This window comes from Streptomyces sp. NPDC047002, from assembly GCF_040704505.1.
Lineage (GTDB): Bacteria > Actinomycetota > Actinomycetes > Streptomycetales > Streptomycetaceae > Streptomyces.
The window spans coordinates 90,649-113,384 of sequence record NZ_JBEYWC010000013.1; the positions used below are offsets into that span (position 1 = coordinate 90,649).

The following is a 22,736-nucleotide window of genomic DNA, read 5'->3' on the forward strand; positions in this document are numbered from 1 at the left end:
TCCCGGTGCGTACGGCCCGCCGGCTCCGCCCGGCCCCGCGGGCACCGGCGGGGGCCGGTCACCTCGACGGTGAAACGCCCACATTGTTCTTCAGTTCCAGCACCAGCTGGGGGCTGAGTGCCGCGCCGACCCGGTTGGCGAAGAGGGTCATCTCGTAGGCGATGTTGCCGAGCTTGGCCTCCTTCGACGCGACCACGCCGAGCACGGCGCCGTTGCCTATGGAGGACACCAGGACGTGCCCGCTCTCCAGGTCGATGATCACCTTGTTGAGGCCGCCGAGGCCGTAGTTGCCCGACGCGCCCATGGCGAGGCTGGTGATGCCGGAGACGATCGCGGCGAGCCGCTCGGAGTCGGCCGGGGCGTCGCGGCGCGACACCGCGATCAGCAGGCCGTCCGACGAGACCGCGATCGCGTCGACGACGCCCGCGGTCTCGGTCGCGAACCGGTTGAGCAGCCAGGTGAAGTCCGCCGCTGCGGCACGTACGTCGCTGGTCTCCGGCGGATTCTGCCCCGCGTCACCTGTCCACATCGTCACTGGCCTTTCTTGTCGTACCTGTCGGTCCTACGGGTCTGCCGGGGGTGTCGCCGGGACCGCTGTCGCGGTGGGCACGCTCCACTCCGGCCTCGAACTCGTCGATGGCGTCGCGCGCCGCCTGCGCGTCCGCGGGCCGCCAGGCCCTGGGCACGGGGCGCGGCAGGTCCTCGGCGTAGGGGCCGCGGCCCTGGAGCGTGGCCCCGCGCACCCGCCGCCGCAGCGGCCGCGGCGCGTCGGCCGCCCCTTGCGCCCCGGCCCCGGAGCGCTGGGGCCCGGGCGCAAGGGGCGGCCCCTGATACGGCCGCTGCGGCGGCTGCGCCTGCGGGCCATACCCCTGAGGCGGCTGCGCCTGCGGGGGCTGGGCGTACTGCTGGGGCGACTGCGCCTGCGGGGGCGCGGGCTGGGCGTACCGCCGGGGCGGCTGGGGCTGCTGGGGCAGCTGGGCGCGTACGGGGGGCAGCGGCGGCCCCGAGGGTGGCTGGTGGGGTGGCTGGTTCACACGGCCGTCCGGGGCGGGTCGTCGGGAATCGGGTTCGGCCCGCCGGGGCACCCGGCGCGGCAGCGGCGGCACACCGCCCCCGGCCCCCGACCGCTCGGCGCCGGACGCTCCGGACCCGCCGGCACCGGGCGCCGCAGGCCCGCCGGGACCACGCGCCGCGGGCCCGCCGGCACCGGGCGCCGCAGGCCCGCCGGGGCCCTGTGCTGCGCGCGGCAGCGGCGATCGGCCGAAGGCGGAGAACGGCGAGCCCGCCGCCCCGTCACGCGCGCGGGGCGCACCGCCGGTACGAGGCGCGCCGCCGGGCCCGCGCCCGTACGGCTCACTCGGCCGCGGGCCGCCACCGGTACCCCGTCCGTACGGCTCACCGGGCCGCGCGCCGCCACCGGGGCCGTACGGCTGCTCGGGGTGCGCACCGGGGCCGTACGGCGCGCCGCCGCGTGCAGCCGGGACGGTACCGGGGGCGGCGCCGCCGGGGCCGTAGGCGCGGTCCTGGCGCTCGCCGGGGCCGGGCCCGTGCGGCCGGTCCTGGCGGGGGCCGGGCCCGTGCGGCTGCTCCGGGCGTGCGCCCGCGGCGGGCCCGTGCGGGTGCGGGGTGTCGGGGTGCCGCGGGAGGACGCCGGGGGGCTGCGCGCCGGCGTGCTCGGGTCGTTCCGCGTCCGGGCGCGCGGATCCGGGGGCGTACGCGCCGGGGGCCGGTGCGCCCGCGCGCCGGCCGAGGCGCGCGGCGAGGTTCGCCGCCGTGGCCCCGGGCGCGGCGGCGCCGTCGCGCCGGGGCGGGCGCGGGGCCGTCATGGCGATCGGCGGGGCGCCGCCCACGGCGCGGCGGTCCGGCACGGCGGCGAGCGCGCGCGGCCCGACCTTGGGCACCGGGCCCGCGAGCAGCAGCGACGGCGGGACGAGCACGGACGCGGTGGTGCCGCCGCCCGGCGTGCGGGAGAGCGTGACGCGGACGCCCCAGCGGCGCGAGAGGCCGCCGACCACGAAGAGGCCGAGCACCTTGGTCGGCACCAGGTCGAGGCGCTCGCGGCGCACCAGGCGCGCGTTCTCCTCCTCCAGGCGCGCGGGGCTCATCCCCAGGCCGTGGTCGACGATCTCGACCAGCGCGCCGTCCTCGTCGTCGCCCTCGGCGCGCGAGCGCACCACGACCTCGACGCGGCTGCCGGACGGCGAGAACGCCACCGCGTTCTCCAGGAGTTCGGCCAGCATCAGCGTCAGGTCGCCGACGATGTCGGGGATGACGCTGACGTCGTTCTCGGCGCGCGGCGCGACCCGCTGGTACCCCTCGATCTGGCCGAGCGCGGCCCGTACGACGTCGGTGAGCGCGGTCGGACCGGTCTCCGGGCTGTCGTCGCGCACGCCGGCGAGCAGCAGCAGGCTCTCCGCGTTGCGCTGCAGGCGCACCGCGATGTGGTCGATGCGGTAGAGGCGTTCCAGCACGTCGGGGCTGGTCTCGCCGCGCTCGATCGCGTCGATCAGGGTGAGCTGTCGCACCGTCAGGTTGGAGACGCGGCGGCCGATGTTGCCGAACATCTCGGCGATGTTGCGGCGGCCGAGCACCTGCCGTTCGAGCAGCGCGGTCGCCGTGGCCTGCACCTGGTTGAACGCGGAGGCGAGGTCGCCGATCTCGTCCTGCACGGGCACCGGCACCGCTTCGAGCCGGGGCGGCGCGGTGTCCACCGAGTCGTCGTCCGCGACTCGCGAGAGCTCGCGCTCGGCGAGCCCCGCCACGCGCTTGGCCGCGGCCGTCAGCGCCTGCACCGGCCGGATCACGGAGCGCCGCGCCAGCACGGAGAACGCGAGCCAGATCAGGAATCCGACGAGCGCGGCGGCCACCAGGACCACCGCGCGCCACCAGGCGGCGTCGGAAGCGGCGCTCGCCTCGCGCGCGATCTGGTCGATCAGCGAGCGGGTGATCTGGAGCCGGTGGTCGGCCTGGCGCAGGTAGACGGGCTCGGAGGCGAGCGCGGTGCTCAGGGCGGCCTGGACGTCGGCGGGCTTGTCGGCCACCAGCGACCCGGGGTCGACCTGGAGCGCCGCGTAGTGCTGGCCGATGATGTTCTGCGGCTCGCTGCGCTCGATGCCGGCGAGCTCCGTGCCCTGGCGGGTCGTCGCATACCGGGTGAACCGGTCGGCCTGATAGCTGTATGAGGCGTACTCGCCGACCGCGCCGGTGAACTCGATGAGGGCGTTCGGATCGCCGGTGCGGGCCGCGAACACGCTGGTCTCGAAGGACGCGTGCGCGGTGTCGGCGCGCAGCAGCGCGTCCAGCACGTTCGCCGACGACGTCGCCGACTGGTTGGCCGAGGCGCCGAGCCCGAGTCCGTCGATGAGGTCGTCGACCGCGGCGCTGTACGCGGGGTCGATGTTGTCGGCGGGCAGCGGCCCGCTCTCGACGGTCTCGCGCAGCGCGGACAGGCCGCCGATCTCCTTGAGCGCCTCCGCCTCGTCGGACGGCAGGTCGTCGCCGAACGCGGAGGAGACGGCGCGCGCCTGCGCGTCCACGGCCTCCTGCGCCTCCCGGTAGCCGGCGGTCGCGGGCGTCTGGTCGCCGCTGACCCGCGCCTCGTAGTGCAGGGAGAGCAGGAGCGCCTCGCGGTGCTCGTTCTGGAGGCCGTCGATGAGTTCGGCGACGGCCTGGCTGCTGCGGACGAGCCGCGAGGTCGCGGCGGCCGACTGCGCCTGGTCGACCTGCTGGTAGGTGACGTAAGCGAGCATCGCGGCGATCGCGGCGACGGGCACGACGACCATGGCGTTCAACTTGCGGCGGAAGGGCCAGCGCTCCAGGGTGCCCGCGGCGCGGCGCCGCACCCGCGGCACCAGCCGCGCGCGCCGTGCGCCACCCGCAAAACCGGCCGCGCCTGCGCCCGCAGAACCGTCCCTGCCGGCGGTGGCGCCCGGGCGGGCGGGCCCGCCCCTGCCCCCGGTGCCGGCGGCGCCCTCCGCGGTGTCCGTACGGGCGGCCTCGTCGGCGCGGGCACCCGGGCCGCCGAAACGGTTCCCGGGCTCCCTGGCGTCCTTCTTGGCCCTCCTGTGCGTGGGCACCAAGCCTCCTCGGCTGTACGCCCGTTCTGACTGGTCAGGGCGCGTCGACCGGAAATTCCGGCCGGATCGGCGGGCGGAAACTAACGCAGTCGGACCACGCAGGGCGGACCCGGTCCGAGGAATGAAGATTATCTAGTCGGGTCACGGTGGCGTCTACGACCCCAGGGAAGAATTGACCAGACCGAGTTGGCTGCGCGTGACAACAATTTCCCTCTGCGCGCCTGTCAATGGGAGCGCGAATCCCCGGAGCCGGTCGAGACCGACCGGACGGTTTCCCTCCGGGTTCCGCACAGGACCCGGAATCGCTTCCCCTGAGGCATTCCCGCGCCCGCGCCGCGACCGTTCCCGGGGCGACGCCTGACGCCCCCCGCCGATGTCAATCAGTGACATGAAAAGCTTGACGCACGGGGCGCCCGCTGGCTTGGATCGACACCATGTGCGTGCAGAGGTTGTCAAGCACCCGTGCGGGTGGCGTGCTCCCCCGCTCCGCTGCCGCACCCGACGCACCACTCCCCGCACCTCCGATCCGAAGCTCAGGTTGGCAAACGTGACCGTAATCGGAAACAGCCGCAGACGCGCCCTCACAGCCGCGGCCGTCCTGGCCGCCGCCACCACAGCGCTGGCGGGCTGTTCGTCCTCCTCGTCCGACAAGGGCTCAGGCGACCCGCTCCAGAAGCCCGCGGGAGGCGGCGACACCGTGGTCGTCGGTTCCAACAACTTCGCCGAGTCGATCCTCCTCGGCGACCTCTACGGCGAGGCGCTCAAGGCCAAGGGCTTCAAGGTCAGTTACAAGCCGAACATCGGCAGCCGCGAGACCACGTACGGCCTGATGAAGAACGGCACGCTGACCGTCCTCCCGGAGTACAACGGCGCCCTGCTCGCCTATCTCGACTCCAAGGCGGCGCCGAAGACCATCGAGACCACGCAGGCGGCCGTCACCGCCAAGCTGGATCCCAAGCTCGCCGTGCTGAAGCCGGCGCCCGCGCAGAACAAGGACGCCGTCGTCCTGAATGCGCAGACCGCGAAGAAGTACGGCCTGACTAAGAAGTCGACGATCGCCGACCTCACCAAGGCGGCGCCGAATCTCGTCATCGGCGGCTCGCCCGAGTTCCAGACCCGCCACCAGGGCCTCAGCGGCCTCAAGCAGGAGTACGGCCAGACGTACAAGTCCTTCAAGGCGCTCGACGCGGGCGGCCCGCTGACGATCGCCGCGCTGAAGGCGGACAACATCCAGGCGGGCGACGTGTTCACCACGGACCCGAGCATCCCGAAGGACAAGTTCGTCGTCCTCCAGGACCCGAAGAACCTGTTCGGCTTCGAGAACGTCGTGCCGCTCGTCTACAAGTCGAAGCTCTCGCAGAAGGGCGTCGACGCGCTCAACGCGGTCTCCGCGAAGCTGGACACGCAGTCGCTGCTGGAGATGGACACCAAGGTCCAGTCGCAGAACGCGGACCCGCTGGCCGTCGCCAAGGAGTGGCTCGGCAAGGCCGGCCTGAGCTGACGGCGCGGGCCGCACAGGCCCCCGCGCGCCGCGGCGCCGCCGCACCACCCGCAACCGCCGTCCGGGCTGCCCCGGGCGGCGGTGCCGTGTGTCGGGGGGCGTACGCGTCCGTATCCCGGACGCCCGTACCGCATGCGTCCATGTTGTATCTAAGGTGTGCGCATGACATCCACGTCCGTCCGCAGGCCGCCCGCGGCCGACCGCGTCTACAGCCATGTCAAGGAAGGGGTGCTCGGGCGCCGTTACGAGGGCGGGACGCTCCTGACGGAGGGCGAGCTCGCCGAGGCGGTCGGGGTCTCCCGCACGCCCGTGCGCGAGGCGCTGCTGAAGCTGGAGGTCGAGGGGCTGATCAAGCTCTACCCGAAGAAGGGCGCCCTCGTGCTCGCCGTGTCGGCACAGGAGATCTCCGACGTGGTGGAGACCCGGCTGCTGGTCGAGGAGTTCGCCGTGCGCAAGGTGCTCGGCGCGGCGCCCGCACCCGCCGCGCTGGTGTCCCGGCTCGAAGGGCTCCTCGCCGCGCAGCGCGCGTGCGCGGTCACCGGCGACCTCGCCGCCGCCGCGGCCGCCGACCGCTCCTTCCACGCCGAGATCGTCCGCACGGCGGGCAACGAGATCCTCTCCCAGCTCTACGACCGGCTGCGGGACCGCCAGTTGCGGATGGGCGTCGCCGTGCTTGAGGCGCACCCCGACCGGATCGCCGCGAACATCGCCGAGCACGCCGAGCTGCTCGACGCCGTCAGATCCGGCGACGCCGAGCTCGCGGCGAGCCGGGTGCGCGGCCATCTCGACCGGGTGTCCACGCTGGTGCGCGGGGAGGGCCGGTGAGCGAGCCGCCCGCGACCTCCCCCGTGCCTCCGCAGCCGGGGCCGCGCCGCGGGGCCGCCGCGCTCAGCCTGCCGGGCGACCCGCCGGGCGGCCGCCGCGCCGCCTGGGTGTGGGGCATCGGCGTCGCCGTCTACTTCGTCGCGGTGATCTTCCGCACCAGCCTCGGCGTCGCCGGGCTCGACGCGCAGGAGCGCTTCCACGTGGACGCGTCCGCGCTCTCCACGTTCTCGATCCTCCAGCTCCTCGTCTACGCCGGCATGCAGATACCCGTCGGCCTGCTCGTCGACCACCTCGGCACGAAGAAGGTCCTGGTGCTGGGGACCGTGCTGTTCACCCTCGGCCAGGCCGGCTTCGCCTTCTCCCCCTCGTACGCCGCGGCGCTCGCCTCCCGCGCCCTGCTGGGCTGCGGCGACGCGATGACGTTCATCAGCGTGCTGCGGCTCGGCACCCGCTGGTTCCCCGCGCGGCGCGCGCCGATGATCGCGCAGATCGCGGCGCTGTTCGGCATGGCGGGCAACCTCGTCTCGACGGTCGTGATCGCCCGCACCCTGCACGGCCTCGGCTGGTCGGCGACGTTCGCGGGCAGCGCGCTCGCCGGGGTCGCCGTGCTGGTCCTGCTGCTGCTGTTCCTCAAGGACCACCCGGAGGGCCACGAGCCGCCGCCGCGCACCGAGCGCGGCGGGCTCGGCATCCGGCACGTGCGGCGGCAGATCGCCGCGACCTGGCGCGAGCCGGGCACCCGGCTCGGCATGTGGGTCCACTTCACCACCCAGTTCCCCGGCATGGTCTTCCTGCTGCTGTGGGGGCTGCCGTTCCTGGTCGAGGCGCAGGGCCGCTCGCGCGCGGAGGCCGGCGAACTGCTCACCCTGGTCGTGCTCTCGAACATGGTGGTCGGCCTGGTCTTCGGGCAGGTCATCGCTCGCCACCACGCGGCGAGGCTGCCGCTCGCGCTCGGCACCGCGGGCGCCACGGCGCTGCTGTGGGCAGCGGCGATCGCCTGGCCCGGGGCCCACGACCCGACCTGGCTGCTCGTCACGCTCTGCGCGGTGCTCGGCGCGTGCGGGCCCGCCTCGATGGTCGGCTTCGACTTCGCCCGCCCCGCCAACCCGCCGGCCCGCCAGGGCACCGCGTCCGGCATCGTCAACATCGGCGGCTTCACCGCCTCGATGGCGACGCTGCTCGCCGTGGGCGTCCTGCTGGACGCGACAGGCGACAACTACCGCATCGCGTTCGCCTCGGTCTTCGTCCTCGAAGCCCTGGGCGTCACGCAGATCCTCCGGCTGCGGGCCCGTACGGCGCAGCGCGAGCGCGACCACGTGGTCGCGAGCAAGGTGGAGGCGGTGCACGTCCCCGTCTGACGCGCCCGCACCGCCGCGGACCCTGGCGCCGCGCCCGCCGCGCCCGGTGGCGCGGGCAGGCCCGGGGCCGCTACGGCGTGACCGCGAACTCGCGCAGGATCGCGTCCGCCAGCTCCTGGTCCCCGTCGACCTTGACGCGGTCGGCGACCGCGGCGGCGCGCACCCTGCCGCAGGCCAGGCGCACATAGGTCTCCCAGTCGAGCGCCAGCGTGACGGCGGGCCCGAGCGAGGGCGCGCCGTCGACGGTGCCGCGGCCCTCCGCGTCGACCCGCACCGTCCGCATGAACTCCACCGGGCCGTGCACGTCGAAGACGACGGCCGAGTTGCGCGGGGCGCCCGCCTTCTTCGCGACGACCTTGGGCAGCGCGGCGAGCAGCGTGTCCCTGGCGACCTGGGCGCCCAGGGAGTCGAGGTCGCCTGGCTCGCCGAGCGCCGTGCGCAGGTCCTGCTCGTGCGCCCAGACGTCGAACGCCCGCATCCGCATCGCCACTTCGAGGGTCTGCTCCTTGCCCAGAGGGGCGCGGACGACCGCGTCGGGGGCGCGGTTCTCGTTGCGCAGCTGCCGGTTGCGGCGGATGATCGTGTACTCGAGCTCGGCCGTCATCTCGGGCGACGTGTGGTGGCGGCGCACGTCCACCTGCATCTCCATGTAGCGGGAGAACTCGTCCTTCACGTGGTACAGGTCGCGCGGGAGGGTGTGGATCGGCCGGGGGTCGCCGAGCATCTCGCACTCCATGCCGATCACATGCGAGACCACGTCGCGGACGGACCAGCCTGGGCAGGGCGTTCGCCTGTTCCAGTCGCCCTCGGCGAGCGGCCCGACCAGGGCGGCTATCGCTTCGATGGAGTGGGTCCAGGCATCTGCGTAGTTCTGAAGGCTGGGATGGACGGTCACGGGACCCCTCGGCGGTTCTGCGGTTCGCGGGCTGTCTTGCTTGCGGGTGGCGGACGTGGCTGGCACCGGGCTGCGCGGGCTGCGTGGGAGGTTCGGCGCCTAAGTTACGCTGCCCGCAGGCACCCCGGCAGTGCTTTCGTGTGACGATCGTAGGCCCGTGTTGACGGATCGAATGCCAGGACGGTGGTAGTGTGCGCGCCTCCCTCATCCAGATCGCAGCAGACCCGGACGAACCGGTCGATTCCCGCCGCGCCAGGGTGGCTTCGCTGGTACGGGAGCAGCGCGGCGCCGACCTCGTGGTCCTGCCCGAGCTGTGGCCCACGGGCGCATTCGCATACGAATCTTTTGCCGACGAGGCCGAGCCGGTGGACGGCCCGACCCTCGCGGCCCTCGCCCCCGCGGCGCGCGACGCGGGCGTCTTCCTGCACGGCGGATCCGTCGTCGAGCGGGTGCCCGGGGGCCCTGAGGGCGAAGCGCTCTACAACACCTCGCTGGTGATCTCGCCCGAGGGCAGGCTGGTGCGCACGTACCGCAAGATCCACCGCTTCGGCTTCGACAAGGGCGAGGCGACGCTGATGGCCGCGGGCTCCGAGGTCACCACGGTCGCCGCAGCGGGCGCCGTGCTCGGCCTCGCGACCTGCTACGACCTCCGCTTCCCCGAGCTGTTCCGCGGCCTGGTCGACGCGGGCGCCGACGTGCTGGTCGTCCCCGCGGGCTGGCCGGAGCGGCGGCGCGCGCACTGGACGCTGCTCGCGCGGGCGCGTGCCGTCGAGAACCAGTCGTACGTGCTGGCCTGCGGCACGGCGGGCACCCACGCGGGCGTCCCGCAGGCGGGGCACAGCATCGCCGTGGACCCCTGGGGCGAGGTGCTCGCCGAGGCGGGCGCCGACGAGGAAGTCCTCACGGTCGACCTCGACCTCACGGAGGTCGCACGGACCAGGGAGCGCTTCCCCGCGCTCAAGGACCGCCGTCTCGGCCTCACGCCCCCGCAGCAGGGGGCCTGAGTCGGGCCGGTCCGGACCGGACCGCCGGGCCGTGGCGGGCGCGTCCGGTCCGCACCACCGGCGGCGCGGTTGCACCCCCGCGCCACGGCGGTCGGGGCGCCGGCGCGGGGCGGGCGTCAGGCGCGGCGGAAGAGCGCCTCGATCGCCACGTCCGTGTGCGGCCTCATCATGCCCATCGGACTCCACACGATCCCGAACTCCCGGTGGTCCACGACCGTGCGCACGGTCAGGCGCACCGCGTCGGTCCCGCTCCCCTCGGGGGTGACCGTGGCCGTCACCGGCAGCACCCGCGTCGCGCCCTTCACGGTGGCCTCCGCGCTCAGCGGCAGCCCGTCCGCCGTGGCGCCGTCCACGCTGCCGCCCACCCGCACCACGATCTCGGGGTGGTTGTCCACGTCGAAGAAGTCGGCCGACCGCAGGTGCTTGTCGCGCTTGGCGTTCGCGGTGTCGAGCGACCCGGCGCCGAGGGTCAGCCGGCCCTCGACCGCGCCGTCCGCGCCCAGCGTGCCCTCGCCCGCCACCTCGCCGAACGTCCCGTGCGCGGTGACGAGGCCCCACATGGACTTGCTGGTGATCCGCACGGTGGTGGCCGCGGGGTCGAGCTGCCACGCGCCGGCGGCCGCGCCGTCCGCGAGGAGGCGCTGCACCGCCGCGGGAGGTGTCTGGGGGGACTGGGGCATGGCGGCTTCTCCTTCGGGCGGAACCCGGCTGGTTAGTTCGGTCAGCATAACTGTTTGATGCTCCGAACTAAAAGGTTCACTACAATCGGCCAGGTGAAGGCGAACCGCGCGCAGGGCACGCACCCCGCGGCGACGGCACCGGACGCGGACCCGGCCCCCGCGCAGACCGGCTGCTCGGCGCACGAGGGCATGCGCAAGATCATCCAGCTGCTGCCCCGCATCACCCGCGGTCTGCGCCGCAGGCCCTCGGGGCCGATCGTCCTGGACGGCGTGCCCCTCGGCCCCACCCACGGCTCCGCGCTCGCGCTGATCCAGGAGAACAAGGGCGTCACCGCCGGCGCGCTCGCCACCGCGCTCGACCTGAGCGCGGCCACGGTCAGCGGCCTCGTCGCCGACCTCGAACGCGTCGGCTTCGCCGAGCGCTCCCCCGACCCCGCGGACCGCCGCCGCACCCTGCTGCGGATCGTGCCGGGCAGCGAATCGCTGGTGGCGGCCTGGCTCGAGGGGGCCACGGCACCCATCATGCGGGCGCTCCAGCAACTCAGCCCCGACGAGCGCGCCACCTTCGTCAAGGCCATGGGCCTGCTCGAACACGAGCTGAACGCCTCCGCCTGACGCCCCGGCCGCCCCGGCGCACTGCGACACAGGTCACTCGGACCGGCCGCGGACGGCAGGAATGCCGGGCCGCCCGCAGGCGCTGCACTCACCAGGGGCCGCAGGCCGGCCCTCCTTCTGGTGTGCGCGGGCGACGAGGCCCCGCCCGCCCCGCACAACGACAACCGCGGCGCCACGGCGCCGCCCCGCGCCGCCGCCCGCGCACCGACTGCGTGGCGCGCGGACCGACCCGACCACCGCACCTCCTCCCGGAAGGCTCCCCTGCGCCATGCCACTGGCTCTGCTGGCCCTGGCTGTCGTCGCGTTCGGCATCGGCACGACCGAGTTCGTCACGATGGGGCTGCTGCCCCAGATCGCTGACGGGGTCGGCGTCTCCGTGCCGCACGCGGGCAACCTCGTCTCCGCCTACGCGCTCGGCGTCGTCGTCGGCGCACCGCTGCTGACCGGCATCGGTGCGCGCATCCCCCACAAGCGGCTGCTGCTGCTCCTGTCCGCCCTGTTCATCGTCGGCAACACGGCCTCCGCGCTCGCGCCCAACTTCGGCCTGCTGTTCGCCGCGCGGGTCCTCGCGGGGCTGCCGCACGGCGCGCTGTTCGGCGTCGGCGCGGTCGTCGCCTCCCGGCTCGTCGCGCCCGAGCGCGCGGCCCGCGCGGTCTCCACCATGTTCCTCGGCCTGGCGGTCGCCAATATCGTCGGCGTGCCCGCGGGCACCGCGCTCGGCCAGCAGTTCGGCTGGCGCTACGCCTATGTCGCGGTCGCCGTCATCGGGCTCCTCGCGTTCGCCGCGCTGGCGTTCCTCGTCCCGCACCAGCCGCGCGGGCAGCACTCGGGCATCCGGCACGAGCTGCGCGCCATGGGCAACAAGCAGGTCGCGATCGGCCTGCTCACGGCGGTCGTCGGCTTCGGCGGCTTCTTCGCCGTCTACAGCTACCTGGTGCCGATGCTCACCCACCTCACGGGCATCTCCGACTCGTCCACCACACTGGTCCTCGCGCTGTTCGGCGTCGGCATGACGCTCGGCACCCTCGTCGCGGGCCCGCTCACCGACCGGGCGCTGCGGCCCACGCTGTACGCGGGGCTCGTCCTGCTCGCCGCGGCGCTCATCGCCTTCTACTTCGCCGTCCACAGCACGGTGCCCGCGCTGGTGACCATCACCGTCGTCGGCGCCCTGAGCGCCCTGATCACCACGCCCGTGCAGATGCTGCTCATGGCCAAGGCGGACAAGGCCCCGACCATGGCGGCCGCGTCCAACCACTCCGCGTTCAACCTCGCCAACGCGGGCGGCGCCTGGCTCGGCGGCCTCGTCATCTCGGCGGGCTGGGGCTGGGCCTCGCCCACCCTGGTCGGCGCCGCCCTCGCGCTGGCCGGTCTCGGCCTCGCGTTCACCGGCGGCCTGATGGACCGCACCTCGCGCCGCTCCGAGGTGGTCGCCTCGTCCGTGCCGGACCGCGCCCACGCCGGGGGCGAGGCGGCCGCGGCGCCCGCGCCCGCCCAGGAGGGCTCGACGGCGCCCTGAGCCCGGCCCCGGCCCCGGGGCGCGCCCCGGGGCCGGGGCACCGCACGCGGCGCCGCCGGGACCGAACCGATCGGACCGGCGGGCCAGGGCCGGGGCGCCTCCGCAGCGCTCCTCAGTGGTCCTCGCGCTCCTTCTCCGCCATGCGGATCACGCACACCGCGACCGCGAGCAGCAGCGCGTGGTCCGCGTCCTCGCGGACCACGTTCACGCCGTACGTCTCCCGCACCGACAGCCAGCGGCGGGAGACCTCCACCAGCAGCTCGCCGTCGTACTCGACGGCGAACTCGCGGTCGAGGATCTTCCCGCTGACGTCCAGCTCCGTGCCCTCGACGAGGCTCACGCGGTAGTGGTTGCGCAGCAGGGACAGCCGCTTCCTGCGGATCGTCGCCAGCGCCTCTCCGTCGCGCTCGATCGTCATCGCGTCCCGGAGGCTGAACATCTTCTCCCGGAGCGTGATCAGCACCTGCCCCGACGCGTCCTTGATCTCCAGGGTGTCGCGCAGCCGCAGCGCCTTGCCGTCCACCAGGAACGCCTTGCGGCCGTGCTCGTCCGTGATCCAGTAGTCGTCGCCGATCCCGAAGATCCGGTCCCTCACCTGATATTTCATAGCTCCATCGCTACCCTGCCGGGTTCGGTTTCACGTGAAACGTCCGGCCCCGCCCGCCCCTTGGGGGCATCAGGGCACGCGATCCCGGCCGCACCGGCCGACATGGCACCCTTGACGTCATGGACAACCCGACCTCCGCACCCGCCCCCCGGCGGGCCCGTCTGCGTGCGCCCGAGCTGACCGGCAAGGGCGGCTGGCTGAACACGGGCGGCGTCTCGTACACCCTCGCCGACCTGCGGGGGCGCATCGTCGTCCTCGACTTCTGGACGTTCTGCTGTGTGAACTGCCTGCACGCCATGGACGCCCTGCGGGAGCTGGAGGAGAAGCACAGGGACACCGTCGTGGTCGTCGGGGTGCACTCGCCGAAGTTCGTGCACGAGGCGGACCACGCGGCCGTGGTGGACGCCGTCGAGCGCTACGAGGTGCGCCACCCCGTGCTGGACGACCCGGAGCTCGTCACGTGGAAGCAGTACGCGGTGCACGCGTGGCCCACGCTCGTGGTGATCGACCCCGAGGGCTACATCGTGGCCCAGCACGCGGGCGAGGGACACACCCACGCCATCGAGCGGCTGGTGGCGGAGCTGGAGGCGGAGCACGAGGCGAAGGGCACGCTGCGGCGCGGCGACGGCCCGTATGTCGAGCCCGAGCCGGTCGCGACCGATCTGCGCTTCCCCGGCAAGGCCCTGGTCCTGCCGGGCAGCGGCACCTTCCTCGTCTCCGACACCACCCGCCACCAGCTGGTCGAGCTGGCGGCGGACGGCGAGACCGTGCTGCGGCGCGTCGGCAGCGGCGAGCGCGGCTTCGGGCCCGGCTCCTTCTGCGAGCCGCAGGGTCTCGCGCTGCTGCCGGACGGCACGGTCGCCGTCGCCGACACCGTGAACCACGCGCTGCGCTCGTACGACCCGGCGACCGGGGAGGTCGCGACGATCGCGGGCACCGGCAAGCAGTGGTGGTGGCACGAGTCCCCGACCTCGGGCCCGGCGACCGAGGTCCCGCTGTCGTCGCCGTGGGACGTCGCCTGGTGGCAGGACCGGCTGTGGATCGCGATGGCCGGGGTGCACCAGCTGTGGACGTACGACCCGGCGACGGCCACCGTCGAGGCGGTGGCGGGTACGACCGGCGAGGGCCTGGTGGACGGCCCGGCGGACGAGGCGCTGTTCGCCCAGCCGTCCGGGCTCGCGGTGGCCGGGGACCGGCTGTGGGTCGCGGACTCCGAGAACAGCGCCCTGCGGTACGTGGAGCGCGCCGAGGACGGCTCGTACCGCGTCGGCACGGCGGTCGGGCTCGGCCTGTTCGACTTCGGGCACCGCGACGGACCGGCCGTGCAGGCGCTGCTCCAGCACCCGCTGGGCGTCACCGCGCTGCCGGACGGCTCGCTCGCGCTCAGCGACACGTACAACCACGCGGTGCGCCGCTACGACCCGGCGACCGGCGAGGTCAGCACGCTCGCCACGGACCTGCGGGAGCCCTCGGGCGCGGTGCTCGCCGGTGCGGACATCGTGGTGGTCGAGTCGGGCAGGCACCGGCTGACCCGGCTGCGCCTGCCCGAGGAGGCGGTGCGGGTCGAGTCCGTCGCGCACCGCACCCGGCGGGCCGCCACCGACGTGGCGCCCGGCACGGTCCGGCTCGACGTGGTCTTCACCGCGCCGACGGGCCAGAAGCTGGACACCCGCTACGGCCCCTCGACCCGGCTGCTGGTCTCGTCGACCCCGCCTGAGCTGCTGGCGAAGGGCGAGGGCGCGGGCACGGACCTCACCCGCGACCTGGTGCTCGCCGAGGGGATCACCGAGGGCGTGCTGCACGTGTCCGCGATGGCCGCGTCCTGCGACGACGCGCCGGACATCGAGTACCCGGCGTGCCACGTCCACCAGCAGGACTGGGGCGTCCCCGTCCGCGTCGTGCCCGGCGGCACCGGCCGCCTGGGCCTGGTGCTCGCCGGGATGGACAGCGCGCCCGACGGGACCGCGGACGGCGGACCTGCCGATCGGGCCGCCGGCGGCGGCCCTGACGCATGAGAAAACCTGACGCATGAGAAAAGCCGCCGCGCGGCCCGCGGGTCAGAGGATCGGGCCGTGGTGGTGGTCGCGGTCCACCACGGTCTCCTCCACGATGGCCCCGCGCCTGCGGCGCGCGATGCTGGTGAAGGTGGCGATGCCGATGACGCCCACGGCCATGAGGATCACCCCGACCAGGTCGAGGTTGACACCCTTCATGTGCCAGTCGGTCGCGAAGGTCAGGATCGCGCCGATCGCGATCAGTGCGATGCATCCGCCGATGCCCATGAGTACCGCCTCCTGATGCCGAGTGGTGGCCTTTCAGGGCCTTGACGTCGGGTACCCAGGGGGCGAACAGGCATGCGGGCGGGGGGCTCTGCCGTCGCGTCAGCCCCGTCCGCCACCGGCGGGCGGGCCTGCGGACTCAGCCTTCGAGGAACGCCGTCAGGGCGTTGGCCAGGTGGAACGGGTCGTCGGCGCCGCACAGTTCGCGGGCGCTGTGCATCGAGAGGATCGCCACGCCGATGTCGACGGTGGTGATGCCGTGCCGGGCCGCGGTGATCGGGCCGATGGTCGTGCCGCAGGGCATCGCGTTGTGGGAGACGAAGGCCTGCCAGGGCACGCCGGCGCGCTCGCACACCTCGGCGAAGACGGCGCGGCCCGAACCGTCCGTCGCGTAGCGCATGTTGACGTTGACCTTGAGGATGGGGCCGCCGTTGGCGCGCGGCTGGTGCGTCGGGTCGTGCCGCTCGGCGTAGTTGGGGTGGACGGCGTGGCCGGTGTCGGAGGAGAGGCAGACCGTGCCGGCGAAGGCGCGCGAGCGGTCCTCGAAGGTGCCGCCGCGGGCCAGCACGGAGCGTTCGAGCACGGTGCCGAGCAGCGGCCCGTCCGCGCCGGTGTCGGACTGCGAGCCGTTCTCCTCGTGGTCGAAGGCGGCGAGCACGGGGATGTACGGCAGGTCCTTGCCGGTCGTCGTCACGGCGGAGGCGAGGGCGGCGGTCGCCGCGTGCACGGAGAGCAGGTTGTCCATCCGGGGCCCGGCGACGAGTTCGCGGTCGCGGCCCAGGTAGGCGGGCGGCTCGACGGGGTGCGGCATCAGGTCCCAGCCGACGATGTCGGCGGCGTCGACGTCCAGTTCGTCGGCGACGAAGCTGATCAGGTCGCCCTCGTGCGCTTCGCCGAGGCCCCAGACGGGCTGCATATGGCGCTGGCGGTCCAGCTTCAGCCCGTCGGTGTTGACGGATCTGTCGAGGTGGACGGCGAGTTGGGGGACCCGGAGCAGCGGCCGGTCGACGGTGACGAGGCGGGTGCTGCCGTCGCGCAGGGTGATCCGCCCGGAGAGGCCGAGGTCGCGGTCGAGCCAGGTGTTGAGCAGCGCGCCGCCGTAGATCTCCACGGCCACCTGCCGCCAGCCGTGCGCGCCGGTGTCCGGGAGGGGTTTGACCCGCAGGTTCGGGGAGTCGGTGTGGGCGCCCACGATCCGGAACGGGGTGTGCGCCCCCGCGCCCTCCGGCACGTACCAGGCGATGAGCGCGCCGCCGCGCACCACGTACCTGCCGCCCGCGGCCGCGTCCCAGGCGTCGGTCTCCGCCACCTGGCGGAAGCCGGCCTTCTCCAGCCGTGCCGCGGCGTTCGCCACCGCGTGGTACGGGGACGGCGAGGCACCGAGGTAGGCCATCAGATCGTCGGTGTGGCCGCGGTCGAACCGGGGCTGCGGGCGGTGGGCGGGAGTGCTCATGTGGTTCACCATAACGACGCGTGACGGCCGTACCGCCGCCCTCGCGGTTTCATGTGGCGGCGGTGCAGCTTCCGGAGGGGGTGACGAATCCGTCAAAACACGGCGATACAGAGGAAGGTTGCATATTCCCGAGTACCGCGGGGCCGAACGGTCGCACGCCAGGGGTGCCCCTCCCTGCGCGGGAGAGGCACCCCTGGCGGCGGGTGCGGTGGCGCGACCGTCAGAACGCCGCCTCGTCCAGCTCCATCAGCCCGAGGTCGACGCTCTCCGCGAGGCGCCGCTCCACGCCGACGCCCGGCAGGACGTTCGCCGCGAAGAACTTCGCCGCGGCGATCTTGCCCTGATAGAAGGGCACGTCCTTGGCGGACGCCGTCTCCAGCTTCTCGGTGGCGACCGCGGCGCCGCGCAGCAGCAGGTAGCCGACGATCACGTCGCCCGCGGCCATCAGCAGCCGGGTGGTGTTGAGGCCGACCTTGTAGATGTTCTTCACGTCCTCGCCGGTCGCGGTGAGGTCGGTGAGCATCGTGCCGACGATGGCCTCCAGGTCGGACGCCGCCCGGGCGAGCGACTCGCGGGCCGTGGCGAGGTCGGTGCCGCCGGTGGAGACCGCGAGGAACTGCTTGATCTCCTCGGCCAGCGTGTTCAGCGCCGTGCCCTGGTCCCGGACGATCTTGCGGAAGAAGAAGTCCTGGCCCTGGATGGCCGTGGTGCCCTCGTAGAGGGTGTCGATCTTCGCGTCCCTGATGTACTGCTCGACCGGGTACTCCTGGAGGTAGCCGGAGCCGCCGAAGGTCTGGAGCGACTGCGCGAGCTGCTCGTACGACTTCTCGGAGCCGTAGCCCTTGACGACGGGGAGCAGCAGGTCGTTGATGCCGTGCAGCGCGGTGGCGTCCTCCTCCTCGGCCTCCTTCTGCGCGATCTCGTCCTGCACGGCGGCCGTGTAGAGGACGAGGGCGCGCATGCCCTCCGCGTACGCCTTCTGCGTCATCAGCGAGCGGCGCACATCGGGGTGGTGGGTGATGGTGACCTTCGGCGCCGCCTTGTTGGTGAACTGCGCGAGGTCGGGGCCCTGCACGCGCTCCTTGGCGTACTCCAGCGCGTTCAGGTAGCCGGTGGAGAGGGTGGCGATGGCCTTCGTGCCGACCATCATCCGGGCGAACTCGATGACGCGGAACATCTGCCGGATGCCGTCGTGCTTCCCGCCGACCAGCCAGCCCTTGGCGGGCACGTCGCCGCCGAAGGTCATCTCGCAGGTGTTGGAGACCTTGAGGCCCATCTTGTGCTCGACGTTGGTGGCGCGGACGCCGTTGGGCTCGCCCAGCTCGCCGGTCTCCGGGTCGAAGTGGTGCTTCGGCACGAGGAAGAGGGAGAGGCCCTTGGTGCCGGGTCCCGCACCCTCGGGGCGGGCGAGCACGTAGTGGAGGATGTTGTCGGAGAGGTCGTGCTCACCGGACGTGATGAACCGCTTCACGCCCTCGATGTGCCAGGAGCCGTCCTCCTGCTCGACGGCCTTCGTGCGGCCGGCGCCGACGTCGGAGCCCGCGTCGGGCTCGGTCAGCACCATCGTGGAGCCCCACTGCTTCTCGACGGCGAGCGCGGCGATCTTCTTCTGCTCCTCGGTGCCCTCCTCGAAGAGGACCCCGGCGAAGGCGGGGCCCGAGGAGTACATCCACACGGCCGGGTTGGCGCCGAGCACCAGCTCCGCGTAGGCCCAGATCAGAGAGCGCGGCGCGGTGGTGCCGCCGATCTCCTCGGGCAGGCCGAGCCGCCAGTACTCGGACCGCATGAAGGCGTCGTAGGACTTCTTGAAGGCGGCGGGCAGCGGCGCCGTGCCCTTCTCGGGGTCGTAGACCGGCGGCGTGCGGTCGGCGTCGGCGTAGGACGCGGCGATCTCGTGCTCGGAGAGGCGGGTGACCTCGGAGAGGATGCTCCGCGCGGTCTCCACGTCCATCTCGGCGAAGGGACCGCTGCCGTACAGCTTCTCCCGGCCGAGCACCTCGAAGAGGTTGAACTCGATGTCGCGGAGGTTGGACTTGTAGTGCCCCATGGCCATGGCTCCGTAAAGACTCACGAGGAGGCCCGGAGTGGGGAGGGCTCCTCAGACATGTATGCCGGTTCTGCGTGCTCCGGCTTCCAGCGTCGGGTCCAGCACCTCCGATGATGCTACCCGCGAGTAATAAGGGCAACCCCGGGCGGCGAGGTGTGACACGGCTCCCCCGCACCCCCGGGAACGGGCCCGCCCCACGGGCCCACGGGGGCGCCGCCCTCAGTATTCTTGCGGCCATGTACGGCTACGAGCAGACGCCTGGCGCCCAGCAGCAGTACGCCCAGCCGCCCCACCAGCAGCAGCCGATGGGCGGCGGCTACGGCGAGCAGCCGCTGTACCCGGAGCCGTCCCCGCCGTCCCTCGCGGACGCGGTCAAGGCGTTCACCACGGGCGTGCTGTCGGCCGAGGACTTCCAGCAGGTCTTCGCCACGTCCAAGGTGTACTGCCCCCGCGGCGAGGGCCCCGGGTTCCTCGCCCTGCACAACACGCAGCAGCCGGTGATCCCCATGTTCACCACGCTCAAGGAGCTGCGCAGGTACGCGGGCAAGGACTCCAAGTACTTCGTGATCACCGGCGCCGAGGTGATCGACCTGCTGCCCACGGGCTACGGCTTCGTCCTCGACATGGAGGGCGAGCACCGGATGGTCTTCGACGCGAAGGCCGTCGAGCAGATGGTCGACTACGCGATGCGCCGGATGTACGGCTGACCTGCGCACACCCCGCGAAAGGGGCGGCGCACCCGCGGGGGTGCGCCGCCCCTTTCGCCTGCGCCCCGCACCCCCGGAATACCGGCACCCTTGCGGGATGTTCACGCTTCAACTAAATTGAGGCGCGACGAACCGAGGAGGGCTCCCATGCCTGCTGTGACCGTGGAAAACCCGCTGACCCTGCCGCGCGTGGCCGCGCCCGCCGACGCCGTCGCCCGGCCCGTCCTCGCCGTCACCACGGCGCCCGGCGGCTTCGAGGGCGAGGGCTTCCCGGTGCGCCGCGCCTTCGCCGGGATCAACTACCAGTACCTCGACCCGTTCATCATGATGGACCAGATGGGCGAGGTGGAGTACGCGCCGGGCGAGCCCAAGGGCACCCCCTGGCACCCGCACCGCGGCTTCGAGACCGTCACCTACATCATCGACGGCGTCTTCGACCACCAGGACTCCAACGGGGGCGGCGGCACCATCACCAACGGCGACACCCAGTGGATGACGGCAGGCTCCGGGCTGCTGCACATCGAGGCGCCGCCGGAGTCGCTCGTGGTGTCCGGCGGCCTCTTCCACGGCCTCCAGCTGTGGGTGAACCTGCCGGCCAAGGACAAGATGATGAACCCCCGCTACCAGGACATCCGCAGCGGGCAGGTCCAGCTCCTCACCTCGCCCGACGGCGGCGCGCTGCTGCGGGTGATCGCGGGCGGGCTCGACGGCCACCAGGGCCCCGGCATCACCCACACCCCGATCACCATGATCCACGCCTCGCTGCGGCCCGGTGCCGAGATCACACTGCCCTGGCGCGAGGACTTCAACGGCCTCGCGTACGTGCTGGCCGGGCGCGGCACCGCGGGCACCGACCGGCGCCCCGTGCACACGGGCCAGACCGCGGTCTTCGGGGCCGGGGCCTCGCTGACCGTGCGCGCCGACGAGACGCAGGACGCGCACACGCCCGACCTGGAGGTCGTCCTGCTCGGCGGGCAGCCGATCCGCGAGCCGATGGCGCACTACGGGCCGTTCGTGATGAACACGCAGGCCGAACTCCGGCAGGCTTTCGAGGACTTCCAGGCGGGCCGCCTCGGCACCGCGCCGGTCCCGCACGCCTGACCAGGCTGCGGGAGGCACCCGCACCGGGAGACACCCGCACCCGGGACCGCATACGGCTCCGCCCCGCGACGGCAACCGTCACGGGGCGGAGCCGTGCGTGCGGGCTACTTCCCCTGCGGCTTGCGCAGCGCGATGTGCAGCTCGCGCAGCCGGGCTTCTGTCAGCTCGCTCGGCGCGCCCATCAGCAGGTCCTGCGCGTTCTGGCTGAGCGGGAAGGCGATCGTCTCGCGGATGTTGGGCTCATCGGCGAGCAGCATCACCATGCGGTCGATGCCCGGCGCGATGCCGCCGTGCGGCGGGGCGCCGAAGCGGAGCGCGCGCAGCATGCCCGCGAAGTCGCGCTCGACGTCGTCGCGCTCGTACCCGGCGATCTCGAACGCCTTGATCATGATCTCGGGCTCGTGGTTCCTGATCGCGCCGGACGACAGCTCGATGCCGTTGCAGACGATGTCGTACTGCCAGGCAAGGATGTCCAGCGGGTCCTTCGTCTCCAGCGCCTCAAGGCCGCCCTGGGGCATCGAGAAGGGGTTGTGCGAGAAGTCGACCCGGCCGGTCTCCTCGTCCTTCTCGTACATCGGGAAGTCGACGATCCAGCAGAAGCGGAAGACGCCCTCCTCGAAGTGCCCCGCGCGCTTCGCGGCCTCGACGCGCACCGCGCCCATGATCTTCGAGACCTCGTCGTACTCGCCGGCGCCGAAGAAGACCGCGTGGCCGGGGGCGAGCGCGAGGCGCTCGGTGAGGACCTTGACGTCCTCCTCGGTGAGGAACTTCGCGATCGGGCCGCTCAGCGCGCCCTCGTCGCCCACCCGCACCCAGGCGAGGCCCTTCGCGCCCTGCTCGACGGCGTACTCGCCGAGCTGGTCGAAGAACTTGCGCGGCCGGCCCGCCGTGTCCGGCACCGGCAGCGCGCGCACGTGCTTGCCCGCGAACGCCTTGAACTCGGACGACGCGAAGACGTCCGAGATGTCGTGCAGCTCCAGCTTGGCGCGCAGGTCGGGCTTGTCGTTGCCGTACTTGCGCATCGACTCGCGGAACGGGATGCGCGGGAAGGGCGAGGTGACCTCGCGGCCCTGCCCGAACTCCGTGAACAGCTCGGTCATCAGCTTCTCGACCGGCTGGAACACGTCCTCCTGCTCGACGAAGCTCATCTCCAGGTCGAGCTGGTAGAACTCGCCGGGCGAGCGGTCGGCGCGGGCGTCCTCGTCGCGGAAGCAGGGCGCGATCTGGAAGTACCGGTCGAAGCCGGAGACCATCAGCAGCTGCTTGAACTGCTGCGGCGCCTGCGGCAGCGCATAGAACTTGCCGGGGTTGAGCCGGGACGGCACCACGAAGTCGCGGGCGCCCTCGGGGGACGTCGCGGTGAGGATCGGGGTGGCCATCTCGTTGAAGCCGAGCGCCGTCATCTTGTGCCGGATCGCGGAGATCACGGCCGTGCGCAGCATGATGTTGCGGTGCATGCGCTCGCGGCGCAGGTCGAGGAAGCGGTACTCGAGGCGGCGCTCCTCGCCCACGCCGTCGTCGGTGTTGATCGTGAAGGGCAGCGGGGCCGCGGCGCCCAGCACCTCGACCTCGGTGACCTCGATCTCGATCTCGCCTGTCGGCAGCTCCGGGTTGACGTTCTCCGCGCCGCGCGCCGAGACCGTGCCGTCGACGCGTACGACGGTCTCCTTGGTGAGGTGCGACAGCGCCTCCACGGCCGGGGTGCCCGGCCGCGCCACCAGCTGCACGAGACCGTGGTGGTCGCGCAGATCGATGAAGAGGATGCCGCCCAGGTCTCGGCGATTGTGCAGCCAGCCGCTCAGCCGGACGTCGGTGCCGACGTCAGAGGCGCGGAGCTCGCCGCAGGTGTGGGACCTGTACCGATGCATCGTCGTTCATCCAGTCCTGGGGTGGGTCGGGTGGGAGAAGCGGGGGTGGGTCGGGTGGGAGAAGCGGGGGTGGGTCGGGTGGGAGAAGCGGGGGTGGGTCGGGTGGGAGAAGCGGGGGTGGGTCGGGTGGGAGAAGCGGGGGTGGGTCGGGTGGTGAACCGTACGGCATCGGGCCGGCACGGTTCGGACGGCCATCCGCAACTC

The 22,736-nt window shown here is 73.1% G+C and carries 18 protein-coding genes; 9 read left to right on the plus strand and 9 right to left on the minus strand.

Annotated features, from left to right (window positions below):
• Nucleotides 1-58: 58 nt before the first annotated feature.
• On the minus strand, nt 59-529 hold the full coding sequence (locus AB0910_RS15045) for a roadblock/LC7 domain-containing protein (RefSeq protein WP_366745086.1): 471 nt from the start codon (nt 527-529) through the stop codon (nt 59-61).
• A complete protein-coding gene (locus AB0910_RS15050; RefSeq protein ID WP_366745087.1) occupies nt 516-3,782 on the minus strand; it encodes an ATP-binding protein in 3,267 nt (1,088 codons plus the stop codon). Before AB0910_RS15050 ends, AB0910_RS15045 begins: the two co-directional genes overlap by 14 nt.
• 841 nt (nt 3,783-4,623) lie before the next feature.
• On the opposite strand from AB0910_RS15050, the gene AB0910_RS15055 reads away from it, so the two are divergent.
• The 3 genes from AB0910_RS15055 to AB0910_RS15065 all read left to right on the plus strand — a co-directional run bounded on the left by AB0910_RS15055 (nt 4,624) and on the right by AB0910_RS15065 (nt 7,760).
• Nucleotides 4,624-5,577, plus strand: coding sequence for an ABC transporter substrate-binding protein (locus AB0910_RS15055; protein ID WP_366745024.1), 954 nt, complete (start codon nt 4,624-4,626; stop codon nt 5,575-5,577).
• Nucleotides 5,578-5,739: 162 nt separating this feature from the next.
• A complete protein-coding gene (locus AB0910_RS15060; RefSeq protein ID WP_366745025.1) occupies nt 5,740-6,402 on the plus strand; it encodes a GntR family transcriptional regulator in 663 nt (220 codons plus the stop codon).
• Between the two features lie 23 nt (nt 6,403-6,425).
• On the plus strand, nt 6,426-7,760 hold the full coding sequence (locus AB0910_RS15065; protein WP_366745088.1) for an MFS transporter: 1,335 nt from the start codon (nt 6,426-6,428) through the stop codon (nt 7,758-7,760).
• A 70-nt stretch (nt 7,761-7,830) separates the two neighbouring features.
• Here the strand turns inward: AB0910_RS15065 and AB0910_RS15070 are convergent, their stop codons facing one another.
• Nucleotides 7,831-8,655, minus strand: coding sequence for a maleylpyruvate isomerase family mycothiol-dependent enzyme (locus tag AB0910_RS15070; RefSeq protein WP_366745026.1), 825 nt, complete (start codon nt 8,653-8,655; stop codon nt 7,831-7,833).
• Nucleotides 8,656-8,846: 191 nt separating this feature from the next.
• Here AB0910_RS15070 and AB0910_RS15075 point away from each other — a divergent pair, with 191 nt between their 5' ends.
• Nucleotides 8,847-9,659: a carbon-nitrogen family hydrolase gene (locus AB0910_RS15075; protein ID WP_366745027.1), complete on the plus strand. Its 813-nt coding sequence runs from the start codon at nt 8,847-8,849 to the stop codon at nt 9,657-9,659.
• Between the two features lie 116 nt (nt 9,660-9,775).
• On the opposite strand, the gene AB0910_RS15080 is transcribed toward AB0910_RS15075, so the two are convergent.
• Nucleotides 9,776-10,339 carry a YceI family protein gene (locus tag AB0910_RS15080; protein ID WP_366745028.1) on the minus strand — a complete coding sequence of 188 codons (564 nt, stop codon included), beginning with the start codon at nt 10,337-10,339 and terminating at the stop codon, nt 9,776-9,778.
• A 93-nt stretch (nt 10,340-10,432) separates the two neighbouring features.
• Between AB0910_RS15080 and AB0910_RS15085 the strand changes: the two genes are divergently transcribed.
• Together AB0910_RS15085 and AB0910_RS15090 are read left to right on the plus strand one after the other, a co-directional pair.
• The gene (locus AB0910_RS15085) at nt 10,433-10,954 is read left to right on the plus strand and encodes a MarR family transcriptional regulator (RefSeq protein ID WP_366745029.1); all 522 of its coding nucleotides are present in this window, start codon (nt 10,433-10,435) and stop codon (nt 10,952-10,954) included.
• A 268-nt stretch (nt 10,955-11,222) separates the two neighbouring features.
• Nucleotides 11,223-12,470, plus strand: coding sequence for an MFS transporter (locus tag AB0910_RS15090; RefSeq protein WP_366745030.1), 1,248 nt, complete (start codon nt 11,223-11,225; stop codon nt 12,468-12,470).
• A 112-nt stretch (nt 12,471-12,582) separates the two neighbouring features.
• Here the strand turns inward: AB0910_RS15090 and AB0910_RS15095 are convergent, their stop codons facing one another.
• Complete coding sequence (locus AB0910_RS15095) at nt 12,583-13,077, minus strand: LURP-one-related family protein (RefSeq protein ID WP_366745031.1); 495 nt, start codon at nt 13,075-13,077, stop codon at nt 12,583-12,585.
• A 119-nt stretch (nt 13,078-13,196) separates the two neighbouring features.
• On the opposite strand from AB0910_RS15095, the gene AB0910_RS15100 reads away from it, so the two are divergent.
• The gene (locus AB0910_RS15100) at nt 13,197-15,092 is read left to right on the plus strand and encodes an NHL domain-containing thioredoxin family protein (protein WP_366745032.1); all 1,896 of its coding nucleotides are present in this window, start codon (nt 13,197-13,199) and stop codon (nt 15,090-15,092) included.
• Between the two features lie 42 nt (nt 15,093-15,134).
• Here AB0910_RS15100 and AB0910_RS15105 read toward each other — a convergent pair whose 3' ends face one another.
• The 3 genes from AB0910_RS15105 to AB0910_RS15115 form a co-directional block, all read right to left on the minus strand.
• Nucleotides 15,135-15,359, minus strand: a complete 225-nt coding sequence (locus AB0910_RS15105; RefSeq protein WP_345644555.1) for a DUF6458 family protein — start codon at nt 15,357-15,359, stop codon at nt 15,135-15,137.
• A gap of 136 nt (nt 15,360-15,495) precedes the next feature.
• Nucleotides 15,496-16,809, minus strand: a complete 1,314-nt coding sequence (locus AB0910_RS15110) for a M18 family aminopeptidase (RefSeq protein ID WP_366745033.1) — start codon at nt 16,807-16,809, stop codon at nt 15,496-15,498.
• Nucleotides 16,810-17,029: 220 nt separating this feature from the next.
• On the minus strand, nt 17,030-18,856 hold the full coding sequence (locus AB0910_RS15115) for an acyl-CoA dehydrogenase (protein ID WP_366745034.1): 1,827 nt from the start codon (nt 18,854-18,856) through the stop codon (nt 17,030-17,032).
• Between the two features lie 236 nt (nt 18,857-19,092).
• On the opposite strand from AB0910_RS15115, the gene AB0910_RS15120 reads away from it, so the two are divergent.
• Both AB0910_RS15120 and AB0910_RS15125 read left to right on the plus strand, forming a co-directional pair.
• Entirely contained in the window at nt 19,093-19,563 is a 471-nt protein-coding gene (locus tag AB0910_RS15120; RefSeq protein ID WP_366745035.1) for an SseB family protein, read from the plus strand.
• A gap of 147 nt (nt 19,564-19,710) precedes the next feature.
• Nucleotides 19,711-20,664, plus strand: coding sequence for a pirin family protein (locus tag AB0910_RS15125; protein ID WP_366745036.1), 954 nt, complete (start codon nt 19,711-19,713; stop codon nt 20,662-20,664).
• Nucleotides 20,665-20,768: 104 nt separating this feature from the next.
• Here AB0910_RS15125 and aspS read toward each other — a convergent pair whose 3' ends face one another.
• Nucleotides 20,769-22,532 carry an aspartate--tRNA ligase gene (aspS, locus tag AB0910_RS15130; protein ID WP_366745037.1) on the minus strand — a complete coding sequence of 588 codons (1,764 nt, stop codon included), beginning with the start codon at nt 22,530-22,532 and terminating at the stop codon, nt 20,769-20,771.
• Between the last annotated feature and the right edge of the window lie 204 nt (nt 22,533-22,736).

What these genes read in the sequence shown, in the direction of transcription:
- AB0910_RS15045 (WP_366745086.1), bottom strand. Translation starts at nt 529, where the DNA reads ATGTGGACAGGTGACGCGGGGCAGAATCCGCCGGAGACCAGCGACGTA.
- AB0910_RS15050 (WP_366745087.1), bottom strand. Translation starts at nt 3,782, where the DNA reads ATGGTCGTCGTGCCCGTCGCCGCGATCGCCGCGATGCTCGCTTACGTC.
- AB0910_RS15060 (WP_366745025.1), top strand. Translation starts at nt 5,740, where the DNA reads ATGACATCCACGTCCGTCCGCAGGCCGCCCGCGGCCGACCGCGTCTAC.
- AB0910_RS15080 (WP_366745028.1), bottom strand. Translation starts at nt 10,339, where the DNA reads ATGCCCCAGTCCCCCCAGACACCTCCCGCGGCGGTGCAGCGCCTCCTC.
- AB0910_RS15090 (WP_366745030.1), top strand. Translation starts at nt 11,223, where the DNA reads ATGCCACTGGCTCTGCTGGCCCTGGCTGTCGTCGCGTTCGGCATCGGC.
- AB0910_RS15095 (WP_366745031.1), bottom strand. Translation starts at nt 13,077, where the DNA reads ATGAAATATCAGGTGAGGGACCGGATCTTCGGGATCGGCGACGACTAC.
- AB0910_RS15100 (WP_366745032.1), top strand. Translation starts at nt 13,197, where the DNA reads ATGGACAACCCGACCTCCGCACCCGCCCCCCGGCGGGCCCGTCTGCGT.
- AB0910_RS15105 (WP_345644555.1), bottom strand. Translation starts at nt 15,359, where the DNA reads ATGGGCATCGGCGGATGCATCGCACTGATCGCGATCGGCGCGATCCTG.
- AB0910_RS15110 (WP_366745033.1), bottom strand. Translation starts at nt 16,809, where the DNA reads ATGAGCACTCCCGCCCACCGCCCGCAGCCCCGGTTCGACCGCGGCCAC.
- AB0910_RS15115 (WP_366745034.1), bottom strand. Translation starts at nt 18,856, where the DNA reads ATGGGGCACTACAAGTCCAACCTCCGCGACATCGAGTTCAACCTCTTC.
- AB0910_RS15120 (WP_366745035.1), top strand. Translation starts at nt 19,093, where the DNA reads ATGTACGGCTACGAGCAGACGCCTGGCGCCCAGCAGCAGTACGCCCAG.
- AB0910_RS15125 (WP_366745036.1), top strand. Translation starts at nt 19,711, where the DNA reads ATGCCTGCTGTGACCGTGGAAAACCCGCTGACCCTGCCGCGCGTGGCC.
- aspS (WP_366745037.1), bottom strand. Translation starts at nt 22,532, where the DNA reads ATGCATCGGTACAGGTCCCACACCTGCGGCGAGCTCCGCGCCTCTGAC.